18 protein-coding genes are annotated in these 23,767 nt (G+C 69.6%); 13 read left to right on the top strand and 5 right to left on the bottom strand.

From position 1 onward, the window contains the following. Window positions 1-86 precede the first annotated feature (86 nt). The 3 genes from AB0O28_RS22650 to AB0O28_RS22640 form a co-directional block, all read right to left on the bottom strand. Window positions 87-326, bottom strand: a complete 240-nt coding sequence (locus AB0O28_RS22650) for a hypothetical protein (protein ID WP_363643171.1) — start codon at window positions 324-326, stop codon at window positions 87-89. Next, window positions 326-1,180: a hypothetical protein gene (locus tag AB0O28_RS22645; RefSeq protein ID WP_363643169.1), complete on the bottom strand. Its 855-nt coding sequence runs from the start codon at window positions 1,178-1,180 to the stop codon at window positions 326-328. Before AB0O28_RS22645 ends, AB0O28_RS22650 begins: the two co-directional genes overlap by 1 nt. A 79-nt stretch (window positions 1,181-1,259) precedes the next feature. After that, window positions 1,260-1,496, bottom strand: a complete 237-nt coding sequence (locus AB0O28_RS22640; RefSeq protein ID WP_363643167.1) for a hypothetical protein — start codon at window positions 1,494-1,496, stop codon at window positions 1,260-1,262. 176 nt (window positions 1,497-1,672) lie between these two features. Here AB0O28_RS22640 and AB0O28_RS22635 point away from each other — a divergent pair, with 176 nt between their 5' ends. The 5 genes from AB0O28_RS22635 (at window position 1,673) to AB0O28_RS22615 (ending at window position 10,066) form a co-directional block, all read left to right on the top strand. Continuing rightward, window positions 1,673-3,937, top strand: a complete 2,265-nt coding sequence (locus AB0O28_RS22635) for a TIM-barrel domain-containing protein (RefSeq protein ID WP_363643165.1) — start codon at window positions 1,673-1,675, stop codon at window positions 3,935-3,937. Window positions 3,938-3,960: 23 nt separating this feature from the next. After that, window positions 3,961-5,286, top strand: coding sequence for an extracellular solute-binding protein (locus AB0O28_RS22630; protein WP_363643163.1), 1,326 nt, complete (start codon window positions 3,961-3,963; stop codon window positions 5,284-5,286). A 69-nt stretch (window positions 5,287-5,355) separates the two neighbouring features. Next, a complete protein-coding gene (locus tag AB0O28_RS22625; protein WP_363643161.1) occupies window positions 5,356-6,258 on the top strand; it encodes a sugar ABC transporter permease in 903 nt (300 codons plus the stop codon). After that, window positions 6,255-7,094, top strand: coding sequence for a carbohydrate ABC transporter permease (locus AB0O28_RS22620; protein WP_363643159.1), 840 nt, complete (start codon window positions 6,255-6,257; stop codon window positions 7,092-7,094). Before AB0O28_RS22625 ends, AB0O28_RS22620 begins: the two co-directional genes overlap by 4 nt. A gap of 41 nt (window positions 7,095-7,135) precedes the next feature. Further along, window positions 7,136-10,066, top strand: coding sequence for a glycoside hydrolase family 3 C-terminal domain-containing protein (locus AB0O28_RS22615; RefSeq protein WP_363643157.1), 2,931 nt, complete (start codon window positions 7,136-7,138; stop codon window positions 10,064-10,066). An 83-nt stretch (window positions 10,067-10,149) separates the two neighbouring features. Here AB0O28_RS22615 and AB0O28_RS22610 read toward each other — a convergent pair whose 3' ends face one another. Next, window positions 10,150-13,488, bottom strand: a complete 3,339-nt coding sequence (locus AB0O28_RS22610; RefSeq protein WP_363643155.1) for a hypothetical protein — start codon at window positions 13,486-13,488, stop codon at window positions 10,150-10,152. Between the two features lie 590 nt (window positions 13,489-14,078). On the opposite strand from AB0O28_RS22610, the gene AB0O28_RS22605 reads away from it, so the two are divergent. Together AB0O28_RS22605 and AB0O28_RS22600 are read left to right on the top strand one after the other, a co-directional pair. After that, entirely contained in the window at window positions 14,079-14,396 is a 318-nt protein-coding gene (locus tag AB0O28_RS22605) for a hypothetical protein (protein ID WP_363643153.1), read from the top strand. A gap of 99 nt (window positions 14,397-14,495) precedes the next feature. Beyond that, window positions 14,496-14,822: a carbohydrate-binding protein gene (locus AB0O28_RS22600; RefSeq protein WP_363643151.1), complete on the top strand. Its 327-nt coding sequence runs from the start codon at window positions 14,496-14,498 to the stop codon at window positions 14,820-14,822. Between the two features lie 52 nt (window positions 14,823-14,874). Here AB0O28_RS22600 and AB0O28_RS22595 read toward each other — a convergent pair whose 3' ends face one another. Continuing rightward, window positions 14,875-15,201: a DUF1330 domain-containing protein gene (locus AB0O28_RS22595; protein WP_363643149.1), complete on the bottom strand. Its 327-nt coding sequence runs from the start codon at window positions 15,199-15,201 to the stop codon at window positions 14,875-14,877. Between the two features lie 240 nt (window positions 15,202-15,441). On the opposite strand from AB0O28_RS22595, the gene AB0O28_RS22590 reads away from it, so the two are divergent. From AB0O28_RS22590 to AB0O28_RS22565, 6 genes are all read left to right on the top strand, one after another. Beyond that, the gene (locus tag AB0O28_RS22590) at window positions 15,442-16,953 is read left to right on the top strand and encodes a serine/threonine-protein kinase (protein WP_363643147.1); all 1,512 of its coding nucleotides are present in this window, start codon (window positions 15,442-15,444) and stop codon (window positions 16,951-16,953) included. Between the two features lie 2 nt (window positions 16,954-16,955). Further along, a complete protein-coding gene (locus tag AB0O28_RS22585; protein ID WP_363643145.1) occupies window positions 16,956-18,338 on the top strand; it encodes a serine/threonine-protein kinase in 1,383 nt (460 codons plus the stop codon). Window positions 18,339-18,975: 637 nt separating this feature from the next. Continuing rightward, window positions 18,976-20,550 carry a hypothetical protein gene (locus tag AB0O28_RS22580; RefSeq protein WP_363643143.1) on the top strand — a complete coding sequence of 525 codons (1,575 nt, stop codon included), beginning with the start codon at window positions 18,976-18,978 and terminating at the stop codon, window positions 20,548-20,550. Between the two features lie 64 nt (window positions 20,551-20,614). Next, window positions 20,615-20,869 carry a hypothetical protein gene (locus AB0O28_RS22575; RefSeq protein WP_363643141.1) on the top strand — a complete coding sequence of 85 codons (255 nt, stop codon included), beginning with the start codon at window positions 20,615-20,617 and terminating at the stop codon, window positions 20,867-20,869. 482 nt (window positions 20,870-21,351) lie between these two features. Beyond that, window positions 21,352-22,563: an ROK family transcriptional regulator gene (locus tag AB0O28_RS22570; protein WP_363643139.1), complete on the top strand. Its 1,212-nt coding sequence runs from the start codon at window positions 21,352-21,354 to the stop codon at window positions 22,561-22,563. 180 nt (window positions 22,564-22,743) lie between these two features. Next, a complete protein-coding gene (locus AB0O28_RS22565) occupies window positions 22,744-23,670 on the top strand; it encodes a hypothetical protein (protein WP_363643138.1) in 927 nt (308 codons plus the stop codon). Window positions 23,671-23,767: the final 97 nt, after the last annotated feature.

Here is a 23,767-nt window from a genome sequence, read left to right as displayed (position 1 = left end):
AAGCCCGCTCCGCTGGGCCTTCGCTCCGGTCCTCGCTCCCTTCCGCTCCGCTCACGCGATTCCGCTGAACGTCGGTGGACAGGGCTTCAGACAAAAAGATCGTCGGCCGATTTGACCTTGGGAGCCTTGCGCAGCCACGCGCCCAGTTGATCGAGGCTCTCACATTGGTCGATCCGTTTCCCCGCGTCGTCGGAGACCTTCACGCCACGCATCTCCAGCACGGTGACAATTCCCGCGACCAACGTTGCCCGCGCTTGTCCAAGGGCGCGGCCCGCTTCGAGCCAGTGAGGGAAATATTTCTCTCCCAGGTAGTCGAAGTCTTGCATCACTCGTTGAACAGGTCGTCGGCCGAGGTGACGACGGCGGCCTTACGGACCCAGTCGATCAACTGGTCCGGGTTCTCGCATCGGCGGATCCGCTCGCGGGCGTCGTCGGAGATCTCCAGGCCGCGCGCATCCAGCACGTTGAAGATCGCCTTGATCTCACCTTCCGCCACCCAGTGGGAGAAGTACTTCTTTCCAAGGTCTTCGAAGTCCCGAATGATGCTCACCATCTCCTTCAGACGCTTGATCGTCACTTCCGGTAGCGAACTGAATACGTAGTTCAAATATAGAGTCCTCTGCTCCTGATCCAGGGTCTTCAACCCTGCCAGCATGGCCTCCAGCGCGGGGCCGTCCTCGGCCTCCTCGGGGTGCGCCACGGCTGAGAGGACGGCGAGTTCCGGGCTGGCGCGGGCCTGGTCGGGGTCGGTGATCAGGGGGATGCAGCCGGGGTCGATCGCCAGCGGTGTGATGGTGCCGCTCGGGCCCAGGTGGATCGTCCTTTCACACCAACGGGCCGTCGCTCGATCCGGGCAGATGACCAGCAGCGCGGTGTCGCACTTGTGCTGGGACCGCAACGTCGTGACGTAGACCGGCCAGCTGAACCGCTTGCCGGCGTCCCGGCCCTGCTGGACCTCCACGATTACGGCCATCAGTGCCGCTCCGGTCTCGTCTCGCAGCACCACGACCGAGTCGGCGCGGAACTCGATCGGCGAGGGCTGGGTGCTGTCGGCCGACTCCACGCGCGCGGCGGCGAAGGGCGGCAGCTCGATCCTCTTCGCGCAGCGCAGCAGCTCGACCGCCGTCTCCGGCCGGTTGCGGATGAGTTCGAGTGGCATCTCGTGATCAATACCGGGCATGACCGAGACGTTACTGAACGTAGTCAGTCAATTACCGATGGTTCACAGAAATGGCGGTGATTGACGGCTATTGAAGCCCTCAGGGTTCGGGGATGGCTTCCCACTCGCGGCAGGGGCTGAGTGCGTGGTGTTGATAGACGACGCCGACGGCGGGGCGGGACCAGCCGAGCGCGACGGTGTCGCCGTCCGTATGGGGAACCGTCTCGCCGAGGTCGGCGGCGGTGACGGGCTGGCTCCCCGGGCCGCACACGCACTCCGGGCTGCCCTCATGGCCGATCACGTCGTCGAGCGGCATCACGTGCACGAACTTGTCCATGTCACCTACCTTGGCGCGAGATTGCGGTCACATTACCCCAACAAGACATAAACCGGAATAACTTGGACAAATCCGGACCAGGTTCAAACCATTGACCTTTGTTGGGATGGACGGCAAACTAACTCCACAATCGCCGGATGAGCCCATGGAGTGCCGCAATGCCGTACCGTCCCCCCTTGATCGCGCGCGAGTTCTTCGTGGCGGATCCTCCCGAGCTTCCGGTGCGCGAGCCGGGCGAGGAGGGCCTGTCCGCGCTGACCAGCGCGGAGGTGGTGGCCTCCGACGGCCGGGGCGTGACGCTCAAGGGCTCCACCTCGGCGGAGGAGACGCTCGTCGTGCAGATCACGGTCGCGGGCGAGGGGGTGATCCGGGTGCGCCTGTCGGAGGACCCCGACGCGCGCACCCGGTCCGCGCGCGCGATCTCGATGGTCACTCCCGGCGAGTACGGCGCCGCCGTCGTGGAGGCGAGCCACAGCCGCGTGGTGGTCGACGCGGGATCGCTGCGGGCCGAGGTGCGGCTGCACCCGTGGAACATGCGCTTCACCGACCGGGCCGGCCGGACGCTGGTGGAGCAGGACCCGGGCCATCCCGACATCAGCGGCCGGCTGCGCACGCTGCCGTTCGGCCGCTCGGCCGCCGACGGCGCCCCCGTCGCCTACCACGACACGTTCGTGGCGCCGGCCGACGAGGCGTTCGGCGGCTTCGGCGAGTCGTTCACGCCCCTCGACAAGCGCGGCCAGCGCCCGCTCATGTGGAACTTCGACGCGTTCGGCGCCGAGTCGCAGCGCGCGTACAAGAACGTGCCCTTCTACCTGTCCAGCCGGGGGTACGGCATCTGCGTCGACAGCGGCACGCCGGTCGAGTTCGACATGTGCCAGTCCACGCACAGCGCCGTGCAGATCATCGTTCCCGACGACCTCATCGACTACTACGTGATCGCGGGACCGACCCCGGCCGAGGTCCTGGACCGGTTCGACGGGCTGACCTGCCGGCCGCAGCTGCCGCCGAAGTGGGCGTTCGGCACCTGGATCTCCTCGGGCTTCTTCCGCGACAGCCAGGAGCGCGTGCTGGAGCGCGCCAGGAAGATCAGGGAGCGGGGTATTCCCTGCGACGTGCTCCACCTCGACTGCTACTGGCAGGCCGACGGGCACTGGTCGGACCTCCAGTGGGACCCGGAGACGTTCCCCGACCCGGTGGGCATGCTCGCCACGCTCAAGGAACAGGGCTTCGAGGTCTGCCTGTGGATGAACTCCTACATCTCGCACCTCAGCCCGGCCTTCGCCGAGGCGTCGGAGAAGGGCTACTTCCTCAAGCGGCCGGACGGTGAGACGTACGTCGCCGACACCTGGCACGGCTCCTACCCGGCCTGCGGCATCGTCGACTTCACCAATCCCGAGGCCGTCGAGTGGTTCAAGGGACTGCTGCGCGACCGCCTGCGCGAGGGTGTGGCGGCGTTCAAGACCGACTTCGCCGAGGGCGTCCCCGCCGACGCCGTGGCCTTCAACGGCATGACCGGCACCGAGCTGCACAACGTCTACACGCTGCTGTTCAACGACATCGTCGCGGACGTGACCCGCGAGGTGAACGGGCACGGCCTGGTCTGGGCCCGCTCGTCCTACCTCGGCGGCCAGCGCCACTCCGCCCAATGGAGCGGCGACGTCGACACCACCTACTCCGCGATGGGCAGCACGATCCGCGGCGGCCTCTCGCACGGCCTGTCCGGCGTCCCCTACTGGAGCCACGACGCGGGCGGATTCACCGGCACGCCCAGCCCGGACCTCTACATCCGCTGGTCGCAGTTCGCCGCGCTGTCCCCGCTCGTACGGTTCCACGGCACGACCACCCGGGAGCCCTGGGAGTTCCCGCCGCACGCCGAGCAGGCCGCCATCGCGGCCCTGCGGCTGCGCTACCGGCTCATGCCGTACATCTATTCGGCGGCCGTCACCGCGGCCGACACGGGCGCGCCGATGCTGCGCGCGTTGTGCGTCGACTATCCGGACGACCCGGTGGCCTGGCAGGCGGACCTGGAGTACCTTCTCGGCACCGATCTGCTCGTCGCCCCGATGACCTCCGCCGACGGCACCCGGAAGGTCTACCTGCCCTCGGGGGTGTGGGTGGACTACTGGACCGGTGAGGCCGTCGACGGCGGGCGTTACGTCACGGTGTCGCCACCGCTCGACCAGATCCCCCTGTTCGCACGGCACGGCTCGCTGATCCCGGTCACCGAGCCGGGCGACACGGTGACCGACGACCCCCGGGTCTCGCTGCTCGCCTTCGGCCTGCCGGAGCGCGAGAGCCGTACGACGATCAGGGACCTGGACGGGGTCACGACGGTCACGGCGGTGCGGGACGGCGACAGCCTGGTCGTCACCGCCGCGGGCCCCAAGCAGATCGACGGCGTCGAGTTCGTCGGCCCCGGCGCCCCGGTCGTCCTCAAATAGACGAAACCCCCTGGAGAAAGACCATGTTCAGATTAGGCAGGAGCGCGGCGGTGGCGGCGCTGGCCGCCGCCGCGCTCGCGCTCGGCGCGTGCGGCGGTTCCTCCGACGAGTCCAAGGGCGGCAGCAGCAGCGGCGGCGGCTCCGCGGAGAGCAAGACGCTCACCCTCTGGCACTACGAGACCGGCAACAGCGCCATGGGCACCGCCTGGGCGCAGGCCATCAAGGATTTCGAGGCCGGCCACCCCGGCGTCAAGGTGAAGTTCGAGGAGAAGGGCTTCGAGCAGATCCAGAAGACGGCGTCCATGGTCCTCAACTCCGACGAGGCGCCCGACATCATGGAGTACAACAAGGGCAACGCGACGGCCGGTCAGCTGTCCAAGCAGGGCCTGCTCACCGACCTGACGGAGGAGGCGACCAAGCGCGGCTGGGACAAGCTGCTCAGCCCATCGCTGCAGACCACCGCGAAGTATGACGAGCGCGGCATCATGGGCTCGGGCAAGTGGTTCGGCGTGCCGAACTACGGCGAATACGTGATGGTCTACTACAACAAGGACATGTTCGAGAAGGCGGGCGTCAAGGTGCCCACCACCTTCGACGAGTTCACCGCAGCGCTCGACGCGTTCGCGAAGAAGGGCACCACGCCGATCGCGATGGCGGGCGCCGAGTATCCCGCCCAGCAGCTCTTCTACCTGCTCGCTCTGAACAAGGCCAACCGGGCCTGGATCGACTCCTTCGAGCTCTACAAGGGCAAGGTCGACTTCCACGGCCCCGAGTTCACCTACGCCGCGCAGACGATCTCCGACTGGGTGAAGAAGGGCTACATCGGCAAGGACTCGGCCGGCATGAAGGCCGAGGACATGGGCGTGGCGTTCATCGGCGGCAAGTACCCGATCATGGTGTCGGGCAGCTGGTGGTTCGGCCGGCTGGCCGAGGAGATCAAGGGCTTCAAGTGGGGCTCGTTCCTGTGGCCCGGCCAGTTCGCCCCGGGTTCCAGCGGCAACATCTGGGTGGTGCCCGAGAAGTCCGAGAACAAGGACCTCGCCTACGACTTCATCGACATCACGATGAAGAAGGAGATCCAGAACCTGCTCGGCAACTCGGGCGGCGTCCCGGTCGCGGCAGACCCCGCGGCGATCACCGACGCGCAGAACAAGGAGCTCATCGAGAACTTCAACAAGCTCTCGACGCAGGACGGCCTGGCCTTCTACCCCGACTGGCCGGCCCCCGGCTACTACGACGTGCTCGTCGCCGGTGTCCAGGAACTGATCAACGGCAGCAAGAAGCCGGAGGAGGTCCTGGACGAGATCGCCCAGCCGTACAACGACAACCTGGCAGACATCGCCGAGTAACCCCCCCGACCCCGGCGGCGGGGCTGCCTGACCGGTCCCCGCCGCCGGACCTTCCCGAAAGGTCTGCACATGGCACCACCCGGCGCGGGCGCGGCCCGCCCGCGCGGAAGGGGCGGCTACTGGCTCTACCTGGTTCCGAGCCTGGTGCTGTTCCTCGCGATCATCGTCGTCCCGTTCCTGATGAACGTCGCGACGAGCTTCACCCGCTGGTCCGGCGTCGGCACCCCCAAGTGGATCGGGCTCGACAACTACACCAAGCTGTTCAAGGACGAGCGTTTCTGGGCGTCCTTCGAGCACAACGTCGCACTGATCGTCGCGATGGCCGTGGTGCCGACGATCATCGGCCTGGTGCTCGCCGCCGCGCTGTTCGACTACATCGCCAAGCGGTTCGGCGGGCGCACGGCCTCGGCCCTGCGCGCGGCGTTCTACCTGCCGCAGGTGCTGCCCGTCGCGGTGGCCGGCGTGGTCTGGGGGTGGATGCTCCACCCGTCGTACGGCGCGGTGAACCAGATCTTCGGACTGAAGGTCAACTGGCTGGGCGACCCCGACATCGCGCTGGCGACGGTCATGGCGATCATGGTGTGGTTCCAGCTCGGCTACCCGGTCGTCATCTTCATGGCCGGGCTCCAGCGGGTCGATCCCTCGCTGTACGAGGCGGCCGAGATCGACGGCGCCTCGTGGTCGCGCAGGTTCTGGCACATCACGGTCCCGCAGATCCGGCCGGAGATCTTCGTGGTGCTGCTGACCTGCACGATCGCGGCGCTCAAGGTGTTCGGTCCGATCTTCGTGCTCACCAGGGGAGGGCCCGGTTCCGCGACCATGGTGCCGTCGTACTTCTCCTATCTGAACTTCTTCCAGAAGGTCAACGTCGGATACGGCTCGGCGATCGCGACCGTGCTCGCCCTGATCATCGTCGTGGTGACCTTCCTCTTCCTGCGCGTGCAGGAGCGTGACCAGGAGGGCGGCTCGTGAACGCCGATCGCACCTTCCGTCAGCCGGGCCGGTGGGCCGTGCTCGCGGCACTGGTCGTGCTCGCGGTCGTGATGCTCTTCCCCTTCGTCATCGTCACGCTCAACGCGTTCAAGTCCCCGGCCGAATACTCCTCCGGCGGCCCGCTGAGCCTGCCCCACGGGCTCTATCTGGACGGGATCGTCGCCTTCTGGGATCGCGTCGACTTCGGCCTCAAGCTCTGGAACAGCCTCCTGATCAGTGGCGTCGTCGCGGTCGCCGCGGTGGTGCTGTCGGTGCTCAACGCGTACGCGCTGGGCATCGGCAAGGTCCGCGGGCGTCTGTGGATCCTGGTGCTGTTCCTGGTCGCCAACACGCTGCCGCAGGAGGCGCTGGTCTACCCGCTCTACTACCTGTCCAAGGAGGCAGGGCTGTACGACTCGAAGCTCGCCGTCATCCTGATCTTCACCGTGATCCAGGCGGCCTTCGGGACCTACCTGCTCTCGTCGGTGCTCGGGCAGTTTCCCCGGGGGATCCTGGAGGCGGCCGAGATCGACGGCGCGAGCAGGTGGCGGATGCTGTGGGGCATCGTCGTGCCGATCAGCCGCCCGACCCTCTCGGTGCTGCTCATCTTCTTCTTCATCTGGACGTGGAACGAGTTCTTCCTGCCGATGGTGTTCCTCATCGCCAACGACAACCAGACCGTGCCGGTCGCCCTGGGCGTCCTGCAGGGCGAGAAGATGATGGACGCCACCATGTCCAGCGCGTCCGCGCTGCTCGGCGTCATCCCCGCCGTGGCCTTCTTCCTGATCTTCCAGCGCACGCTGACCCGTGGCATCACGGTCGGCGCGATCAAGTAACACCCCCCAAGTAACGCGTCACTACCTGACCTGGAGGCGCAATGTCCCATCGCCGTTCGGCGATGCTGTCCGCGTCGGCCGCCCTGGCTCTGGCACTGAGCCTGGGCGCCGGCCCCGCGAGGGCGGCCGACGACTATCCGTTCCGCGATCCCTCGCTGCCGCTCGCCCAGCGCATCGACGACCTGCTCGGCCGGCTCACGCTGGACGAGAAGGTGGCGATGCTGCACCAGTACTCCCCGGCGATCGACCGCCTCGGCATCGGCTTGTTCAAGACGGGCACCGAGGCCCTGCACGGCGTGGCCTGGTCCACCGACCACGACAACGGCGGCGCGGTCGTCACGGCTAAGGGCACCGTCTTCCCGCAGGCCGTCGGCCTGGCCAGCACCTGGGACACCGCCCTGATCAAGCGGGTCGGCTCCGCCGTCGGCGACGAGGCCCGCGGCTTCCACGCCGAGAACCCCAGGGTGTGGGGGCTCAACCTCTGGGCGCCCGTGGTCAACCTGCTGCGCGACCCCCGCTGGGGCCGCAACGAGGAGGGTTACTCGGAGGACCCGCTGCTGACCGGCGCCATCTCCACGGCGTACGGCTCGGGCATGGAGGGCGACGACCCCGACCATCTGAAGACGGCGCCCACGCTGAAGCACTACCTGGCCAACAACAACGAGGCCGGCCGCGACACCACCTCCTCGGAACTGCCGCCGCGGGTCAAGCACGAGTACGACGAGGCGGCCTTCAAACCGGCGATCGAGGCCGACGCGGCGACCGGCGTGATGGCGTCGTACAACCTCGTCAACGGCCGGCCCAACACGGTCAGCCCGGACCTGAACGACGTGGTGCGCTCCTGGACGAAGCGGACGCTGTTCAACGTCTCCGACGCCTGGGCGCCGAACAACCTCGTGCAGACCGAGAAGTATCACGCCACCCAGGCCGAGGCCGACGCCGCGCTCATCAAGGCGGGCCTCGACAGCATGACCGTGGACGACACCAACGGGGCCCCGACGGTCGCGGCCGTCAAGGAGGCGCTGTCGAAGGGGCTGCTCAGCGAATCGGACGTCGACAAGGCGGTCGGGCACCAGCTCGCGATCCGCTTCCGGCTCGGCGAGTTCGACCCCGACGGCGGGCCGTACGCGAAGATCACCAAGGACGTGGTCAACAGCCCGGCGAACCAGAAGCTGGCCCGCGAGACCGCGGCCGAGGCGATGGTGCTGCTGAAGAACTCCGGCGGGGCGCTGCCGCTGAAGCCCGGCAAGAAGGTCGCCGTGGTCGGCCCGCTGGCCAACGTGCTCTACACCGACTGGTATTCGGGCAGTCTGCCGTACAAGGTGACCCCGCTCGACGGGATCAAGGAGCGGGCGGCGTCGGTGACCTCCTCGGAGGGCGTCGACCGCATCGCGCTGAAGGACGTCGCCACCGGCAGGTACATCAGCGCCCCCGCGGCCGGCGGCGACCTGAAGGAGAGCGCGACATCGGCCGGGGCCACCGAGCAGTTCGACGCGTTCGACTGGGGCCAGGGCGTGCTGACGCTGCGCAGCGTCGCCAACGGCAAGTACGTCAGCCGGGCCAACTGGTCCACGCTGGCCAACACCGCCGACCAGCCGTCCGGCTGGTTCGTGCAGGAGCAGTTCAAACTGGAGCAGCAGTCCGACGGGTCGTACCTGCTGCGGTACGCCGGCTACGAGACGACCGAGAGCTGGTTCGGGTCGGACCCGTACGTCAAGGCGGCGGCCGACGGCACGCTGAGCCTGACCTCCGCCGACCAGGCGACCCACTACGCCAAGGAGGTCGTCTCCAGCGGCGTCGACGACGCGGCGGCCAAGGCCAAGGCCGCCGACGTGGCGGTCGTCGTGGTCGGCAGCATGCCGTTCATCAACGGACGGGAGGCCCACGACCGCACCGACATGAACCTCGCCGAGAGGCAGGAGGCGCTGGTCAAGGCCGTGAAGGCGGCCAACCCGAACACGGTGGTCGTGCTGGAGAACAGCTACCCGACCACGATCACCTGGGAGCAGGACAACGTCCCGGCGATCCTGTGGACCACCCACGCGGGCGCCGAGACCGGGCACGCCCTCGCCGACGTGCTGTACGGCGACGTCAACCCCGCGGGCCGGCTCACCCAGACGTGGTACCGGTCGGCGGACGAGCTGCCGGGCATCCTCGACTACGACATCGTCAAGAAGGACCGGACGTACCTGTACTACAAGGGCAAGCCGCTCTACCCGTTCGGATACGGCCTGTCGTACACGTCGTTCTCCTACCAGGGCCTCAAGGCGGTGCCGAAGGGTGACGGCTACGAGGTGTCGGTCAAGGTGACCAACACCGGCTCCCGGGCCGGTGACGAGGTGGTCCAGCTGTACACCCACCAGCACGAGTCGCGGGTGAAGCAGCCGGTCAAGCAGCTCCGCGCGTTCCAGCGGGTGTCGCTGGCACCGGGCCGGACGGCGACGGTCGCCTTCACCGTCAAGAAGAGCGACCTCGCGCTGTGGGACGTCACGCGGAGCAGGTGGACCGTCGAGAACGCGACCCACGACGTGCTCGTGGGATCGTCCTCGGCGACCATCCGCCAGCGAGCGACGATCAACGTGAAGGGTGAGCACATCCCGCACCGCGACCTGTCGAAGACCACCCGGGCGGCCGACTTCGACGACTACTCCGGCATCCACCTGGTCGACGAGACCAAGGTGCGCGGCGACGCGGTGGCGGGCGCGACCGGCGGCTGGATAGCCTTCAAGGACGTCCGGCTCCGCAAGCCCGCCAAGGTGACGGCCGGGGTGGCCTCCACGGGCGGCGGGACCATCGAGGTGCGTCTCGGCTCGCCGACCGGCGCCAAGGTGGCCGCGATCCCGGTCGCCGCGACCGGCGGGGTCTACTCCTGGGCCACCGCGACCGCCCCGCTCTCCGGCGCGAACGGCGTGAAGGACGTCTATCTGGTCTTCACCGGTGACGTCCGGATCAAGGATCTCGCCCTGAGCTGAGGCTCCGCCGCGAACAACGGACGCCCCGTGGCGCGAGCACCCTCGCGCCACGGGGCGTACCCATGAGCGGCCGGTGTGTCCCGTTACAGGGGCAGCCGGAGCTGGAACTTGTTGGACATGGACGTCTCGTTCTGCTGCCAGATGTTCACGGGCACCAAGTACCACTCGTAGACGTCTCCCCTGTCACCGGGATAGGCGTCGAGCGGGCCGATGGTCCTGGGCGGCCCGAAGCTCCAGTCCCAGGGCCACTTGCGCTTCGCCTTCTCGGTGACGTTGTACTCGTAGATCTTGTAGCCCACGTCGGGGCCGACGGCGTTCCAGTTCAGCTCCACCCAGCCCCACGCGGTGTTCACGATCTTGCCGGTGAGTCCGGTGGGCGCCGGGATGTAGGGGCATCCCGCGTGGTCCTTCTGCCTGTCGGCGTCGCTCTGGTAGTCCCAAGAGTTGTAGTAGCCGTTGTCCGCCGCCACGGTGGCGGCCTTGGTGACGATCTTCGGGCCGGAGTCCGCGGCCGCGGCCGGCGCGGCCGGTTGCCCCGTGGGCGGCGGCGGGATCCTGACGCCCCGGCCCGCGCGTACGTCGTCCGCCGGACCGTTGGACAGCGCCTCGGCCCCGGACGTGCCCGCCTGCGTCCGAGGTGCGACGGGCGCCCGGGCTGCGGTGGGGTCGAACGAGGCCGTGGGCACGTCGACGAACCTGGCGCGGTAGATCTTGGGCACGTAGTCGATCTCGGGGCGGCAGCCGATGTTGACGCCCGTCGAGTTGACGTTGTACGAGATCACCACGCTGTCGCCGCTCGTCGACAGGCCCTTGTGGACGTGCAGGTCGTAGATCAGCTTGAACTCCGGTGCCTGGCCCACGTTCTCCGGCGGGGTGTAGAGGGTGACCCTGGAGGTGGAGAAGCCCCACCGGGTGGTGGAGGGATAGGCCACCATGGCGTGGGTGGTCGGATCGAGGGTCACGAGCCAGTACCGGCCGTTCAGGGTGATCACGCTGTACATCGGGTCGGTGTAGGCGGAGTTGAGCGGCACGGCCTGGGCCTGGCCCGTGGCGCCGCCGTCGCTGGTCCACTGCCCGCTTCCCTTGTAGAAGCGCCACGCGTTGAAGTCCGTGAGCTGGGCCTTCGGTACGCGGGCGAGGAAGGGCTTCTTGCGATTGCTGGAGTCGACCACCGCCCAGCCGTAGATGTAGGTCTTCCCGTCGGGGTCGTCGACCACGGAACTGCCCCAGATGATCGGGTTGTTGGACCCGTAGTAGCTGTGTTTGGGCAGGTCGACCGGTACGACGTTCACGACGCTTGAGCTGTCCAGCCTGCTGACGGGGATGATCGCCATGCTGGAGTTGAGGAACTCCAGGTTGCGGCCCTTCAGGTAGAACCAGACGACGTTGTCGCCGAGGACCTTGCCGGTGGCGCTCCAGTAGTACTCGCCCGCGGGGTCGTTGCCGGTCGTTGTCGACCGCACCGGGCTGTAGGCGTAGCGATCGGCGGCGTTGGGGATCGACGTGTCCCGCTCGCGGCAGGTGTTGCCGCCCGTGACGGTCCGCAGGCTCGCCGTCGCGGGATTCGCGCCGTCCTGCACCACGATGGAGTTGCGCAGGATGCTCTTGTCGAAGGTCGGGCGCAGCGCCCCGTCCCCGAGGTAGGTGTCGGAGAAGAACCACGCGCGCCGCCCGCTGGGCAGCAGCACCGACTGGGTGCCGTCGGCCCCGCTCCAGTTCGCGCACATGGTGTCGTAGCCGGTGCGGTCGGCGTGACGGGCCCACATGGCGTTCAGGGCGGTGTCGGGACCGGCAGGGGTGGTGACGATGCCGGACGTCAGCGAGGCCGTCCACATGACGGGTTGCAGCTGGGCGATCGTCACCGCCGCGCTCTCGGACAGGTCCGTGCGGGTCACGATGAGGGTGGCCACCTCACCGCCCTTGATCGGTACGGACAGGTCGTGTTCCGCGGGATCGTCGTTGCCCTTCGCGTCGGCGCGGTCCCAGCGCAGCGGATTCCTGCTCGTCAGGTTGTCCCACACCACGAGCAGGTAGTGGAACTCGGCGGCGGAGTCGGTTCCGTGCTGGTCCGGGGCGTTCACGTGGACCTTGAGCTGGCCCTGCCCGCTGCCGCCCGGAGTGAAGTCGTAGTACTGGGTGCCGCCGGGCCGCAGCCACAGGTCGGTGTTGAGCGGGCTGAAGCTGGCCGACGACCCCCAGACCATGGACTTCTCGGAGGCCCGTGCCGGACGGGAGCCATAGCCCGCCCTGCCCAGAATGCCCTGCCAGGCCAAGTACGCGTCGTCGTCCTGGTACCCGTCGTCGGCGCCCACGAATTCCGAGAGAGCCGAGGACGGCGACGTCAGCCGGTAGTTCGCCACGGCGAAGCCGAGGAGCTCGGTCGAGGGATCCCGGCCGTAACCCCGCAGGACGTTCGAGATCGCGGTGATCGGATACCGGTCGGCCATCTCCTGCCAGGTGCGCAGCACGAAATTGAAGTCGGTGCGTTCGATCAGGTATTGGGCGAGGACGAAGGCGCCGTACTGCCTGCTTCCCCCGAGGCCGTCATTCGCGTTCACCGCGTCCTGGGGTTTGCCGAGGAAAGCGGTGACGTTTCGCGCATACTGTCTCGACCCGGCGTCCGTCGGGCCCGTCTGCTCGTACACCTGGTGCGTGGCCCACTCCGCGGTGGCCTCCATCCACCAGTTGATCTCGTGTACCGCGGCGACGAAGTGCCAGTTCGACATGTAGTGGTACTGGAACGCGTGGAAGAGCTCGTGGCGCGGCAGGTACGTGTACCAATCGGAGGTGCCGGCGCTGGCCCCGGGATCGTGGGACATCAAGATGATCGGGTGGTCGTTGAACATGTCACCGGTCTGGAAGGTGACCCCGGGATTGTCGAAGGTGTCCACCCCGACGTACACGTCGATCACCGAGCCGGTCACCTGGTAACCCCAGTTCCGGTATTTCTGGGACGCGGTGATCAAGGAGGCACTCATCGTGTTCGCGGCATCGGGGATCTTGTCGCCGTCCTGGTCGACGGCGGGCAGGCCGGGCAGCGCGACCCATATGCTCTCGCCCTTCACCTGCTGCCAGTATCCGCTGACTCCCTGGATGTTGTAGTGCACCTGAATCGGCGGGGTCGTGGAAATGGTATGACGGCAGTCGAATCTGTAATCCAGCCATGAATAGTCGGCGTCGCATTCGCCCCACGCGAGGGCCGCCTGGGAGGCGCCGGCGGTCGCCGTCGGCGGCGTGACGGTCCCCTCCAGACGCTCTTTCACCCACGTGCGTGTCTCGGGCGAGGCTTTGTCGGCGAGGGAGAGCGCGTATCCCAGGGCGAGGCCGGCTGCTTCCGGGAGCTTCTTGTCCGGCTTCAGCTCTTGGGGGAGTTCGTCGGGCCGGGAGAGTCGTTGCAGCGAGTAACGGAGGTAGTCGTCCACCGAGAGCTTGCCCTTGGCCCAGGCCGCCGAAATCTTGTCATCGGGTCCGAAATCTGGTCGCTTGTTCTTTCCGGATGGCTCGCGTTTCGGCGGCGTACTGTCCACCCGATGGTACGGCAGTTCGCCGGTGGGCGGAGTTTCGGTCGCCGCCGGTGCGGCGGGCTCCGGAGAGGGAGTGGTCGCGTTCGCCGCGGGGACGAAACACCCCGTGAGCGCGACACTGATTGCGAGCGCGATGGCCGCGATGCGCCCGACGAGGTGTTTGTGGGGAGGTAGTGACACAACCCATCCTTCGTACGAGCCGACAAAACGGACTGATGCTAACAATCAGAATGATCGTAATGAAAGATCTTGTCGGTGTTCGAACAAGGTGCTACGCGATGGTAATTACCGTCGGCCGGATATCGGCTGGTGTCTGACTGGATGCGTTCGAGCGGCCGCTTTCGGATGCGGGCCGTCGTGCCCTGTGGCGAAGCCTTTTCATGTCCTAAACTGGCTTCCGGGAATTCTCGCGACGCGGTGGAGCGGTGCTCGTCCGGAGTCGCTGCCTCGCCGGCAGGGGCCCGGCGGGGATGGGAGAGTGAGCGGCGATGGGCGCGCGGAGAACGGCGGTCGCTCTGTCGCTGGCGAGCGTCGTGCTGGCTGCCGCGACTGCCTGCCAGCCCCGGGAGAGTCGTTATCTGCACATCGAGAACCGGCTGCCGGAGCCGGTGTCCGTGCGGTGGATACATGAGAAGGACCGCAGCATCGATGTCGGTCCGGGTGAGGAGTTCGACCTCCGGGTGGGCGATCCTGGCTGCTTCATGATGCCGGACGAGGACGTGCTCATCGCGACCACGCGGAGCGGCAGGACGGTCACCTTCGGCCCTTCCGCCTGCATGGGCAAGACGTGGACCATCGCCGGATAGGCCGGCCCGGCACGATCACGCGGCTGAGGGGTTCGCCGATCGCGGGGACCGTGCGGAAACGGTCGGGCGAAGGGTCACGCTTTCGCTATTCTCCCCGATATGGCCGAATCGCTGGGGGGGACGCTGGCCTCGCGATACCACCTGCTGCGCCCGCTGGGCTCGGGTGGCATGGGCACGGTGTGGCTCGCCAGGGACTCCGTGCTCGATCGCGAGGTGGCGATCAAGGAACTACGCCTTCCGGAGGGGCTCGGCGAGCGCGAGCGGGCCGAGACCGGCGCCAAGGTGGCCGCGATCCCGGTCGCCGCGACCGGCGGGGTCTACTCCTGGGCCACCGCGACCGCCCCAGTCTGTGGCGCGAACGGCGTGAAGGACGTCTATCTGGTCTTCACCGGTGACGTCCGGATCAAGGGTCTCGCCCTGAGCTGAGGCTCCGCCGCGAACAACGGACGCCCCGCGCGGGGCGTTCCCCGTCGCTAGGTCAGCCCGCCAGCACGTCCGTCGCCCTGTGGTCCTCGTCAACGCCCTCGACGATCACGGCGTCGCAGGAGGGGTTCCGGGTGCGCAGCGGGAGGATCTCCTGGTAGGCGGGCGACCGGTACCACGCCCAAAGACTGTCGCGGTCGGGGAACTCGATGACGATGAGCGTCTGCGGCCGCCAGCTGCCCTCCAGCGGCTCCGTCTCGCCGCCGTGGATGATGAAGCGGCCGCCGAACGGCTCCATCGTGGCATCGATGCGCTCCAGGTATTCCACGATGTCCGCGTTCATGTCGACATCGTGGAGCTGGGCGACGGCGTAGGCGGTCATGGTCCCTCCAGTGCTCGGGTGCGGGGCGCCGGTGTGGTGCGTCCTCGCGTCTTGAGCATCCCCCGGACGCGTCGCGAAGACGATGACGCGTGAGGTAATCGGTCTGCCGTGCAGCCAGGCGTACAGGCGTCCGGTGGCCGGGTGCGCCCGCGGGGGCACGGTGATCCGTCCTGGACGGCATCACGGTGACGGTGCGGAAACGGTCGGGCGTAGGATCACGCTTTCGCTATTCTCCCCGATATGGCCGAATCGCTGGGGGGGACGCTGGCCTCGCGATACCACCTGCTGCGCCCGCTGGGCTCGGGTGGCATGGGCACGGTGTGGCTCGCCAGGGACTCCGTGCTCGATCGCGAGGTGGCGATCAAGGAACTACGCCTTCCGGAGGGGCTCGGCGAGCGCGAGCGGGCCGAACTGATCGCCAGGGTCATGCGCGAGGCCGAGGTCACGGCCCGTGTCCGGCATCCCGGGATCGTCGCCCTCCATGACGTGCTCCTGCAGGACGGCAGGCCCTGGATCGTCATGGAACTGCTCCACGGGCACGACCTCTCCCGGCAGATCGCGGCGTACGGGCCGATGCCATACCGGCAGGTGGCCGATCTCGGCGCCCGCGTGCTCGACGCGCTGTCGGCCACACACGCGCAGGGTGTGCAGCACCGGGACGTCAAACCGGGCAACGTCTTCCTGTCCGCCGACGGCCGGGTGCTCCTCACGGACTTCGGCATCGCCCGCCCGTCCGGCCAGGCGTCGATCACCGAGGCCGGGCTGCTGGTCGGCTCACCGGGGTTCATCGCGCCGGAACGGCTCGCGGGGGAGTCCGGTGGTCCGGCTGCCGACCTGTGGTCGCTCGCCGCCACCCTCTACACGGCCGCCGAGGGCGTCGCCCCCTATCAGGGCTCGCACTCCGAAGTGATCCGGGCGACCCTCACCCAGGCTCCCCGCCCGCCGGTGCTCGCGGGGCCGCTCGGCCCGGTGCTGACGTGGATGATGGCGCGCGATCCGGCCGGCCGCCCGGACGCGGCGACCGCGGTCGGGCTGCTGCGGCAGATCGCCGACGGCGCCGTCCCGCATGTCGGCCCTCGCCCCGGCATCACCGTCGAGCCGCCGCGACGGCGCACCGTCTGGTGGTGGGTCGCCGCGGGGGCGGCCGTCGTGGCGGCCGCCGTCGCCCTGGTCATCGTCCTGCGGCCCGGCTCCGACGGCCCGGCCGTCGCCCGGCCTGCGGGCGTCTCGCCGACCTTCACCCGCGCCGTGGACCTGTGCCGGTCGCTGTCCGCCGCCCAGGTGCGGGGGCTCCTGGGCGCCCCGGCGCAGGCCCGGCCGGGGAAGACGAGCTGCCAGTGGACCGTCACGGGCTCCGGCGTCGAGCTGAGCGCCGAGACCGACTCCGACACCCCCGAGCCGTGGGAGCTCGACACCGCCGCGGCGCGCACGCTCATGGAAGGGCTGCACAGGCAGTACGCCTCGGGACCGCGCGACGTGAGCTGGCTCTGGTACGAGATCGGCCTCGACCAGAGGACCCAGGCCATCGAGACGGCCGGACGGGAGACGCCGGGCGTGGCCGATGAGGCGTTCGCCGTCGACCTCACCACGCCGGAGGGCAGGGCACAGGCCGCCTACGTGTACTTCAGGCTCGGCGACCTCGTCGTCCGGCTGCGGTACGCCGACCTGGACACGACGTCCCCTGCCGCCCTGCGCGAGCGGGCGGTCGCGGCGGCGGCGTCGGCGGCCGAGGGCCTGAGGGGGCTGGTCTAGCCGTGGACCTGCTCGCCGGACGGTACCGGCTCGCCGAACCGCTCGGTGAGGGCGGCGGCGGCACGGTCTGGCGCGCCCACGACGAGCTGCTGCGCCGTGAGGTGGCGATCAAGCAGCTCCGCGTCCCACCCGGCCTGGACGACCGCCGGCGCGCCGACTTCCTCGGCAGAGCCGTAGAGGAGGCCCGGGCGGCCGGGCGGCTCACCCATCCGTCCATCGTGACCGTCCACGACGTGGTCGGGCACGCCGGGCAGCCGTGGATCGTCATGGACCTGGTGCCGGGCCGCTCCCTCGACAAGATCATTCGAGAGGACGGGCCGCTTCCCTCCGAGCGCGTGGCCGAGATCGGGCTGGCCGTGCTCGACGCGCTGGAGGCGGCCCACTCGCGGGGCATCCTGCACCGCGACGTGAAACCGGCCAACGTCCTCATCGGGCCGGACGGCCGAGCCCTGCTCACCGACTTCGGGATCGCCGCGCCGGTCGGCGGCGCCGGGAACTCCTGGCAGAGTTCGGCGGGATCGCCCACCTACATGGCCCCGGAACGGTTCCGCGACGAGCCGGACGGCCCGCCCTCCGACCTGTGGTCGCTCGGGGCCACGCTCTACACCGCCGTCGAGGGGGAGCCGCCCTTCCAGCGGAGCATGGCCGCCGCGCTCGTCGCCGCCGTACTGCTCCACGACCCCCGGCCGATGACGCGGGCCTCGCGGGTGCTCGCGTGGATCGTGCTCGCGCTGCTCGGCAAGGACCCGGCACGGCGTCCGCCGCCCGAGGCCGTACGGCAGGCTCTGCGGGCCGCAGCCGTGCCGCCCGCGCCCGCTTCCGCCGCGCGCCCCGCCGGCAGGTGGAGGTTGGCCGCCGTGGCCGGTCTGGTGACCGTCGTCGGCCTGGCGGCGGGCCTGGGCGCCTGGTTCCTCGTGTCCGGGCGGCAGGACGGTTCCGCGCGGTTCGTCGCGGTCCCGGACGCCTGCCGCAGTCTGACCACAGCGCAGATCCGCGACCTCCTCGGCGCCGCGCCCCGCGCGGAACCCGCCACCGAGGGGCGATGCGCGTGGAACGAGCACACCACCGGTCGTGAGGGGGCGATCACGGTCGCCTACCGGCTGCCGGCCGGCGGGGACGGCGAGGCGGCGGCCTCCCGCGACCTCGCGGCGGAGCGGGCCGCCCGGGCCGCCGCGTCGCGCGACCGGCCCGGCATCGCCGACGAAGCCTTCACCTGCGACTCCTCCGACCCCGCCACCGGGACCACCGGGGCCACGGTCTGGTTCCGCCTCAGCAATCTCATCGTCGAGGTCGCCTATCGGCGTGCCGGTGACCCCTCGGTCACCCCGGCCGACCGGCGCACCGCCGAGCGCGCCGCCGAACTCGTCGGCATCGGGCTCGGGTGACCTCCCGACCGTAGGAGACGATATGACCAGCGGTGACGACGCCTCCATCGAGCCCGGCGGGTCCCCTCCCCAGGACCCCCGGCAGCAGGGCACACCGCCGTACCCGCCGCAGGGCCCACCGCAGGATCAGGATCGTCCGGGCGTTCCGCCCTACCCGGCGCCGTACGGCCCGCCGCCCGGTCCCCAGGCGGGTCAGCCACCTCAGTCCGGCGCGTATCCCGGCCCTCAGCCGGGTCAGTCGCTCCAGCCGGGCGCGTATCCCGGTCCTCAGCCGGGTCAGCCACCTCAGCCGGGCGCGTATCCCGGTCCCCAGGCGGGTCAGCCACCTCAGTCCGGCGCGTATCCCGGCCCTCAGCCGGGTCAGTCGCTCCAGCCGGGCGCGTATCCCGGTCCCCAGGCGGGTCAGCCACCTCAGCCGGGTGCGTATCCGGGCGCCGCACCCGGTGGTCAGCCCGCCCCGCAGGCTCATTCCGGTCAGAATCCCGGCGGCCAGCCTCAGCCGGGCCAGTCCCAGCCGGGCCGGTCTCAGCCCGGTGAGCAGCCTGGTGCGTATCCGGGGGTGCCCGCCGGCCAGGGGTGGCCGCAGGCGACGCCTCCGGCCGGGCCGCCGCCTCATTCGAATCCCTATCCTTATCCGATGCCCGGCGGGCAGGCCGCCCCGCCGCCCGGCCCGCAGGCGCAGCAGGGCCCCTACCCCGGCCCCCACCCCGGCCCCTACTCCGGGCCGTACTCCAGCCCTTATCCCGGCCCGAACCCCGGGCCGGGCGGACAGATCGGGCAGCAGGGGCAGGGCTGGCAGGCGCCGACGCCGCCCCCGCCCGAACTGTGGCAGATGCCGACCCAGCCCTCCGCGCCGCCGCGGCGCGGGTGGGTGCTGCCGGTGGCGGCGGTCGTGGCCGTGCTGGTGATAGCCGGCGGCACGTTCGCGTTCATGTCGGTGCGCCAGACAGGGTCGACGCCCCGTGCGGCGGGTTCGACGGCGGCGGTGCCGGCCACGAAGTCGGCGTCGGCCGCGCCCGAGACGGCGAACGCCGACGTGTGCGCCATGCTCGACCCCGACGAGGCCGAGCGCCTCGTGCCGCAGGCGACGATCAATTCCTCGACGAACGACAACCGCGGTGACAGCCTCGTCAGCTACGTCCGCTACACGTGCTCCTGGTCCAACCGGAACATCTCCTACAAGGACGTGATCCGCAGCCGTGAGATCACCTTGAACGTCTCGAAGTACGAGGCGCTCGGGACGACCACGGCCCAGGAGGCGGCGAAGATCCAGTACAAGGGTGAGCTCAGCCAGTACAAGTACGGCGCGACCCACTCGGACAAGGAGCACTACTACTCGGTGCCCAAGGAGTTCCCGGGCATCGGGGAGGAGTCGGTCGCGCGCTACCAGTGGACCCGGGAGGGGAAGCAGTACTGGTACTCCTTCGGGGAGGGAGCCGGCCGCGTCGGCGACGTCGTCTTCCAGGTCAAGTTCGAGGCGAGCCAGAAGAAGAAGGAAGCGGACCTCCTCTCGACCGAGACCACCCAGTCGATCACCGAGGAGAACGCCCTTCGCGAGATGAAGGGCCTGCTCACACAGGTCGCGAAGTCGGTGACCGCATGGCGGGCCGGGCAGCCGCTGCCTTACCACGCGCGTCCCAAGCCGAGCCCCACGCCGTCGCCCTCGCCCACCCGGATCCCGCTGCCGCAGTCGTGCCTGAGTCTCAAGGCGCTGGCGGCCACCCTGGTGCCGCAGACCGAGGGCGTGGCCGTGCGGAACAGGGAAGGCAACTCGACCGTCACCCAGTGCCAGTGGTGGAACGACAAGCTTCCGCTCGAAGGGGGCAAGGTCCGGTGGCGCAACCTGCGCGTCGCCGTCCACTCCTTCTGGGACGCCCAATCCGCCCGCTACTACCTCATCGACCAGCGCTCGAAGTCCAAGTTCACGGCGAGCAGCCGGATCGGCGGCATCAGGTGGGGCAAGCTCGAGAAGCTCACCGGCATCGGGCAGGACGCGTTCGGCCAGGCGATCAGCCAGCGCACCGACACGGCCCAGTCCAACCGGTACGAGATCTACGCGCTCGACGGCAAGAACGTCGTGTGGGTGCTGATGGGGGGAAGCGACCGTCCGGAGAACACGCCGATCAACGCGTCCGATTCGGTGCTCATGAACGCAAAGGAGGCCGAAGCCGGGGCGAAGTCCGTGGCTGAAGCGCTGCTTGACGCCCTGTGAGCCGGTGTTCGCACAGGTTTGCGCGGGTATTTCCCCCTGGACCGCGAGTCGACGGGGGGAAACCATGGCTACCTGTGAAGTCTGCGGCAACGATTACGACATGGCCTTCGAGGTGCACACTCAGGGGGTGGTGCACGTCTTCGACAGCTTCGAGTGCGCGATCAGCAGGATGGCGCCGGTGTGCGAGCACTGTGGGTGCCGCATCGTGGGCCACGGCTCCGAATACGACGGCCGCTGGTTCTGCTGCGCGCACTGCGCCCGGGAGTCGGGTGCGACCAGAATTGTCGACAGAGAGGTCACGGGTGCCGTGGCCCGTTAGAGGTACGGATCACCTTGACGATCGTGAGGGCCTTCGAGCGGGACGCACACCCGCGGGAGGGCCCTCATGTCGTATGGCCACGCGTCCGCCGTACCGGCGTGCGGCCGGGACTGAAAGGATCGGCGCTCTGCGTACCTTCGCCGTCGCTCGTGCGGCATCCACCGTCCGGGACCGCCGCCGGTGACCGGGCGTTACCCCACCGCCCGCCCCCCCCGCCCCGCGCCGCAACCGGCCTCGCCCGGGCGCCCGCCCCTGGATTCGCATGACGCTCCACGGTAGGCTTTAGTTAGTTCCATAGCCAAACAAACGTCGGAGGGGCGAGTGCCACCAGGTTACCCGGGAGGCGCTGGGGCCGGTGGCCGGTGCCGAGCCGGGCGCGGAGCGGCCCGCGCGTCCGTGCGTGCCGCCATCCCGGACGCCGTTGCCGTGTCAAATTGCTCGCAATTGCGGCATGATGAGCCCAAGCGGGAACGGGGCGAACAGTGATCACATCGCACAACGGTCCACAGCCGGCCGATTTCACCGACGTGCGCGCGACCAACCTCGCCGTCGTGCTGCGGTTCGTGCGGGAGAACGCGCCCTGCTCACGCGCCGACATCGCCGCCACCACGGGCCTCAACAAGGCCACCGTGTCCAGTCTGGTCGCCGACCTCATCGACCGCCGCCTGCTGCGCGAGACCGGGCTGACCGAGCATCGCGTCGGCCGGCCCGCCACCATGCTCGTCCTGGACGGCTCGCCGTACGCCGCGATCGGCATCGAGGTCAACGTCGACTACATCACGGCGGTCGCCGTGGACCTCAAGGGCGAGGAACTGCTGAACTGGCGGCGCTCCTTCCCCGGCGGGACCTCGGGCGCGGGCCAGGCGGTCGCCGCCATGGCGGCGCTCGCCCGGCGGGTCGTCAGCCGGATGACCAAGGAGGCCCGCCAGGTGCTGGGCCTGACCGTGGCCGTGCCGGGACTGGTGGACGTCAACGGCATCGTCCGGGTCGCGCCCAACCTGGGCTGGCGCGACGCCGACCTGGCCGGCGACCTCACCAAGGCACTGCGGGACCCCGGCTTTCCCGTGCTCGTGGACAACGACGCCAACCTCGCCGCACTGGCCGAGCACCGGTTCGGGCCGCACCGCAACGCCGCCAACCTCGTCTACGTGACCGGTGAGGTCGGCGTGGGCGCGGGCATCGTCATGGACGGCAGGCTCAGGCGGGGCGGGCAGGGCTACAGCGGGGAGATCGGCCACATCGAGGTCGACCCCGCCGGTCCCACCTGCAGGTGCGGCCGGCGCGGCTGCCTCGAGTCCGTCGCCGGGATCGGCGCGATCCTCGCCCGCACGGCGCCCGACGCCTCGCCGTCCGAGCTCGAACTCGAGATCGACGATGTCGTACGGCGCGCCCGCAACGGCGAGCGGGACATCCTCGAACTGCTGGAGAACGTGGGACGCCATCTCGGCAGGGGAATGGCCGCGGTGGCCAACATGCTCAACCCCGAGGTCGTGATCCTCGGCGGCTACTACGTGCCCCTGGCGCCCTGGCTCGTGGCGTGCGCGGAGGAGGAGCTGTACGGCAGGGTGCTCGCCCCCGGTGGGGGAGGCTGCCGGCTGGAGGTGTCCACGCTCGGGTACGGCGCCGCCGCGCTCGGGGCCGCCGCGCGGGTGCTCGACTCGGTCGACTCCGGCCGCCTGCCGGCGCAGCGCTGACCGTCCCCTTCCGCCGCCTCCTCGGGCCCTGCCCGTCCCCTGCCCGCCGCCCACCGTCGCAGGGCGACCCATGCGCCCGGTGCACCGTTTCCCGCGGCAGGCGTACCGATGTCGCGCGGCGGCGAACCAGGCCGGGGTTCGAGGCGTCGAACAATGGCATCCTCAACGAATTGGGACATCATGAAGACACGCCTGTTCTCCGCCGCCGCGCTCTCCGCCGTGCTCACCGCCGCACTGGCCCCCGCACTGGCCGCCCCCGCGGCCAACGCCGCTCCGGCCGGCGTCTCCGCCGGGCCCAAGCCCCTCACCGGGGTCGCGGTCTACCTGTCGTACGGCAAGGGTTTTCCGATCAGCCGGTACGAGCCCGGAAAGGGCTTCACGAAGCTGGGCGCCATGCCGATGACGGGCCAGTTCTCCGCGTCCCCCGACGGCAGGAAGATCGCCTGGATCGCCGGCAACGGGTACGTGCGGGTCGGTGACGGCCGCACGGTCACGACCGCGGCCAAGGGCGCCGCGGCCGGAGGCCCGTGCAGCACCCCGGTCTGGTCGCCCGACTCCAAGCAGGTCGCGTACGTCGGGAAGGGCGGCTCCGACGCCGGGACCGTCTCGGTCGTCGGCGCGGACGGCAGAGGCCGCAGGAAGGCGGGCACGACCCTCGGGGTCTGCCACCTGGCGTGGTCGGCGGACGGCCGCTACCTCGCGGGCTACGCCGGGACGACCGAGGGCGTCTACCGTCTCGACGTGAGGACCGGCAAGGCGGTCAAGGCCAAGGGCGTCGACCTCGCCAACCACGTGCAGAGCCTCTCGCCCGACGGCACGAAGGTCGTCGTGGCGCCGCTGTCCAGGAACGCGGACGCGGGCGACGGCTCCTGGCCGAGCGGCTTCCGCCCGGCCGTGGTCGACGTCACCACCGGCAGGAAGGTCGCCATCCCGGTGAAGGGCTCGCTCATCGGCGCCTTCTACCTGCGGGACGGCCGCCTGGTCGTCCGGGTCGCCGGACGCGGCGCCAACACCCTGGTCGTGCTGGACCGGAACGGCCGGCAGGTGCAGCGCCTGACCGAGCCCGCCGCGGCCAGGCAGCAGGCGCTGCTGCAGATCGTCGGCTGACCCGAGCCTCAACGGAAAGGGCGGGCGCGGACCGGCCGGGACTCCCGGCCCCGCGCCCGCTTTCGCGTATGACGGGAGCGGACGCCGGTGTGAGCCG

Origin of the sequence: Microbispora sp. NPDC088329, from assembly GCF_040685655.1 — a bacterium.
Taxonomy (GTDB): domain Bacteria; phylum Actinomycetota; class Actinomycetes; order Streptosporangiales; family Streptosporangiaceae; genus Microbispora.
Note: the sequence above shows the minus strand (reverse complement) of the source record. Positions and strands in the feature narration are given on the sequence as shown.

Bases quoted from the DNA above. Each gene is read 5' to 3' on its own strand.
- AB0O28_RS22645 (WP_363643169.1), bottom strand. From the start codon at position 1,180: ATGCCCGGTATTGATCACGAGATGCCACTCGAACTCATCCGCAACCGG.
- AB0O28_RS22650 (WP_363643171.1), bottom strand. From the start codon at position 326: ATGCAAGACTTCGACTACCTGGGAGAGAAATATTTCCCTCACTGGCTC.
- AB0O28_RS22565 (WP_363643138.1), top strand. From the start codon at position 22,744: ATGAAGACACGCCTGTTCTCCGCCGCCGCGCTCTCCGCCGTGCTCACC.
- AB0O28_RS22625 (WP_363643161.1), top strand. From the start codon at position 5,356: ATGGCACCACCCGGCGCGGGCGCGGCCCGCCCGCGCGGAAGGGGCGGC.
- AB0O28_RS22595 (WP_363643149.1), bottom strand. From the start codon at position 15,201: ATGACCGCCTACGCCGTCGCCCAGCTCCACGATGTCGACATGAACGCG.
- AB0O28_RS22575 (WP_363643141.1), top strand. From the start codon at position 20,615: ATGGCTACCTGTGAAGTCTGCGGCAACGATTACGACATGGCCTTCGAG.
- AB0O28_RS22630 (WP_363643163.1), top strand. From the start codon at position 3,961: ATGTTCAGATTAGGCAGGAGCGCGGCGGTGGCGGCGCTGGCCGCCGCC.
- AB0O28_RS22640 (WP_363643167.1), bottom strand. From the start codon at position 1,496: ATGGACAAGTTCGTGCACGTGATGCCGCTCGACGACGTGATCGGCCAT.
- AB0O28_RS22580 (WP_363643143.1), top strand. From the start codon at position 18,976: ATGCCCGGCGGGCAGGCCGCCCCGCCGCCCGGCCCGCAGGCGCAGCAG.
- AB0O28_RS22600 (WP_363643151.1), top strand. From the start codon at position 14,496: ATGGCCGAATCGCTGGGGGGGACGCTGGCCTCGCGATACCACCTGCTG.
- AB0O28_RS22590 (WP_363643147.1), top strand. From the start codon at position 15,442: ATGGCCGAATCGCTGGGGGGGACGCTGGCCTCGCGATACCACCTGCTG.
- AB0O28_RS22605 (WP_363643153.1), top strand. From the start codon at position 14,079: ATGGGCGCGCGGAGAACGGCGGTCGCTCTGTCGCTGGCGAGCGTCGTG.
- AB0O28_RS22615 (WP_363643157.1), top strand. From the start codon at position 7,136: ATGTCCCATCGCCGTTCGGCGATGCTGTCCGCGTCGGCCGCCCTGGCT.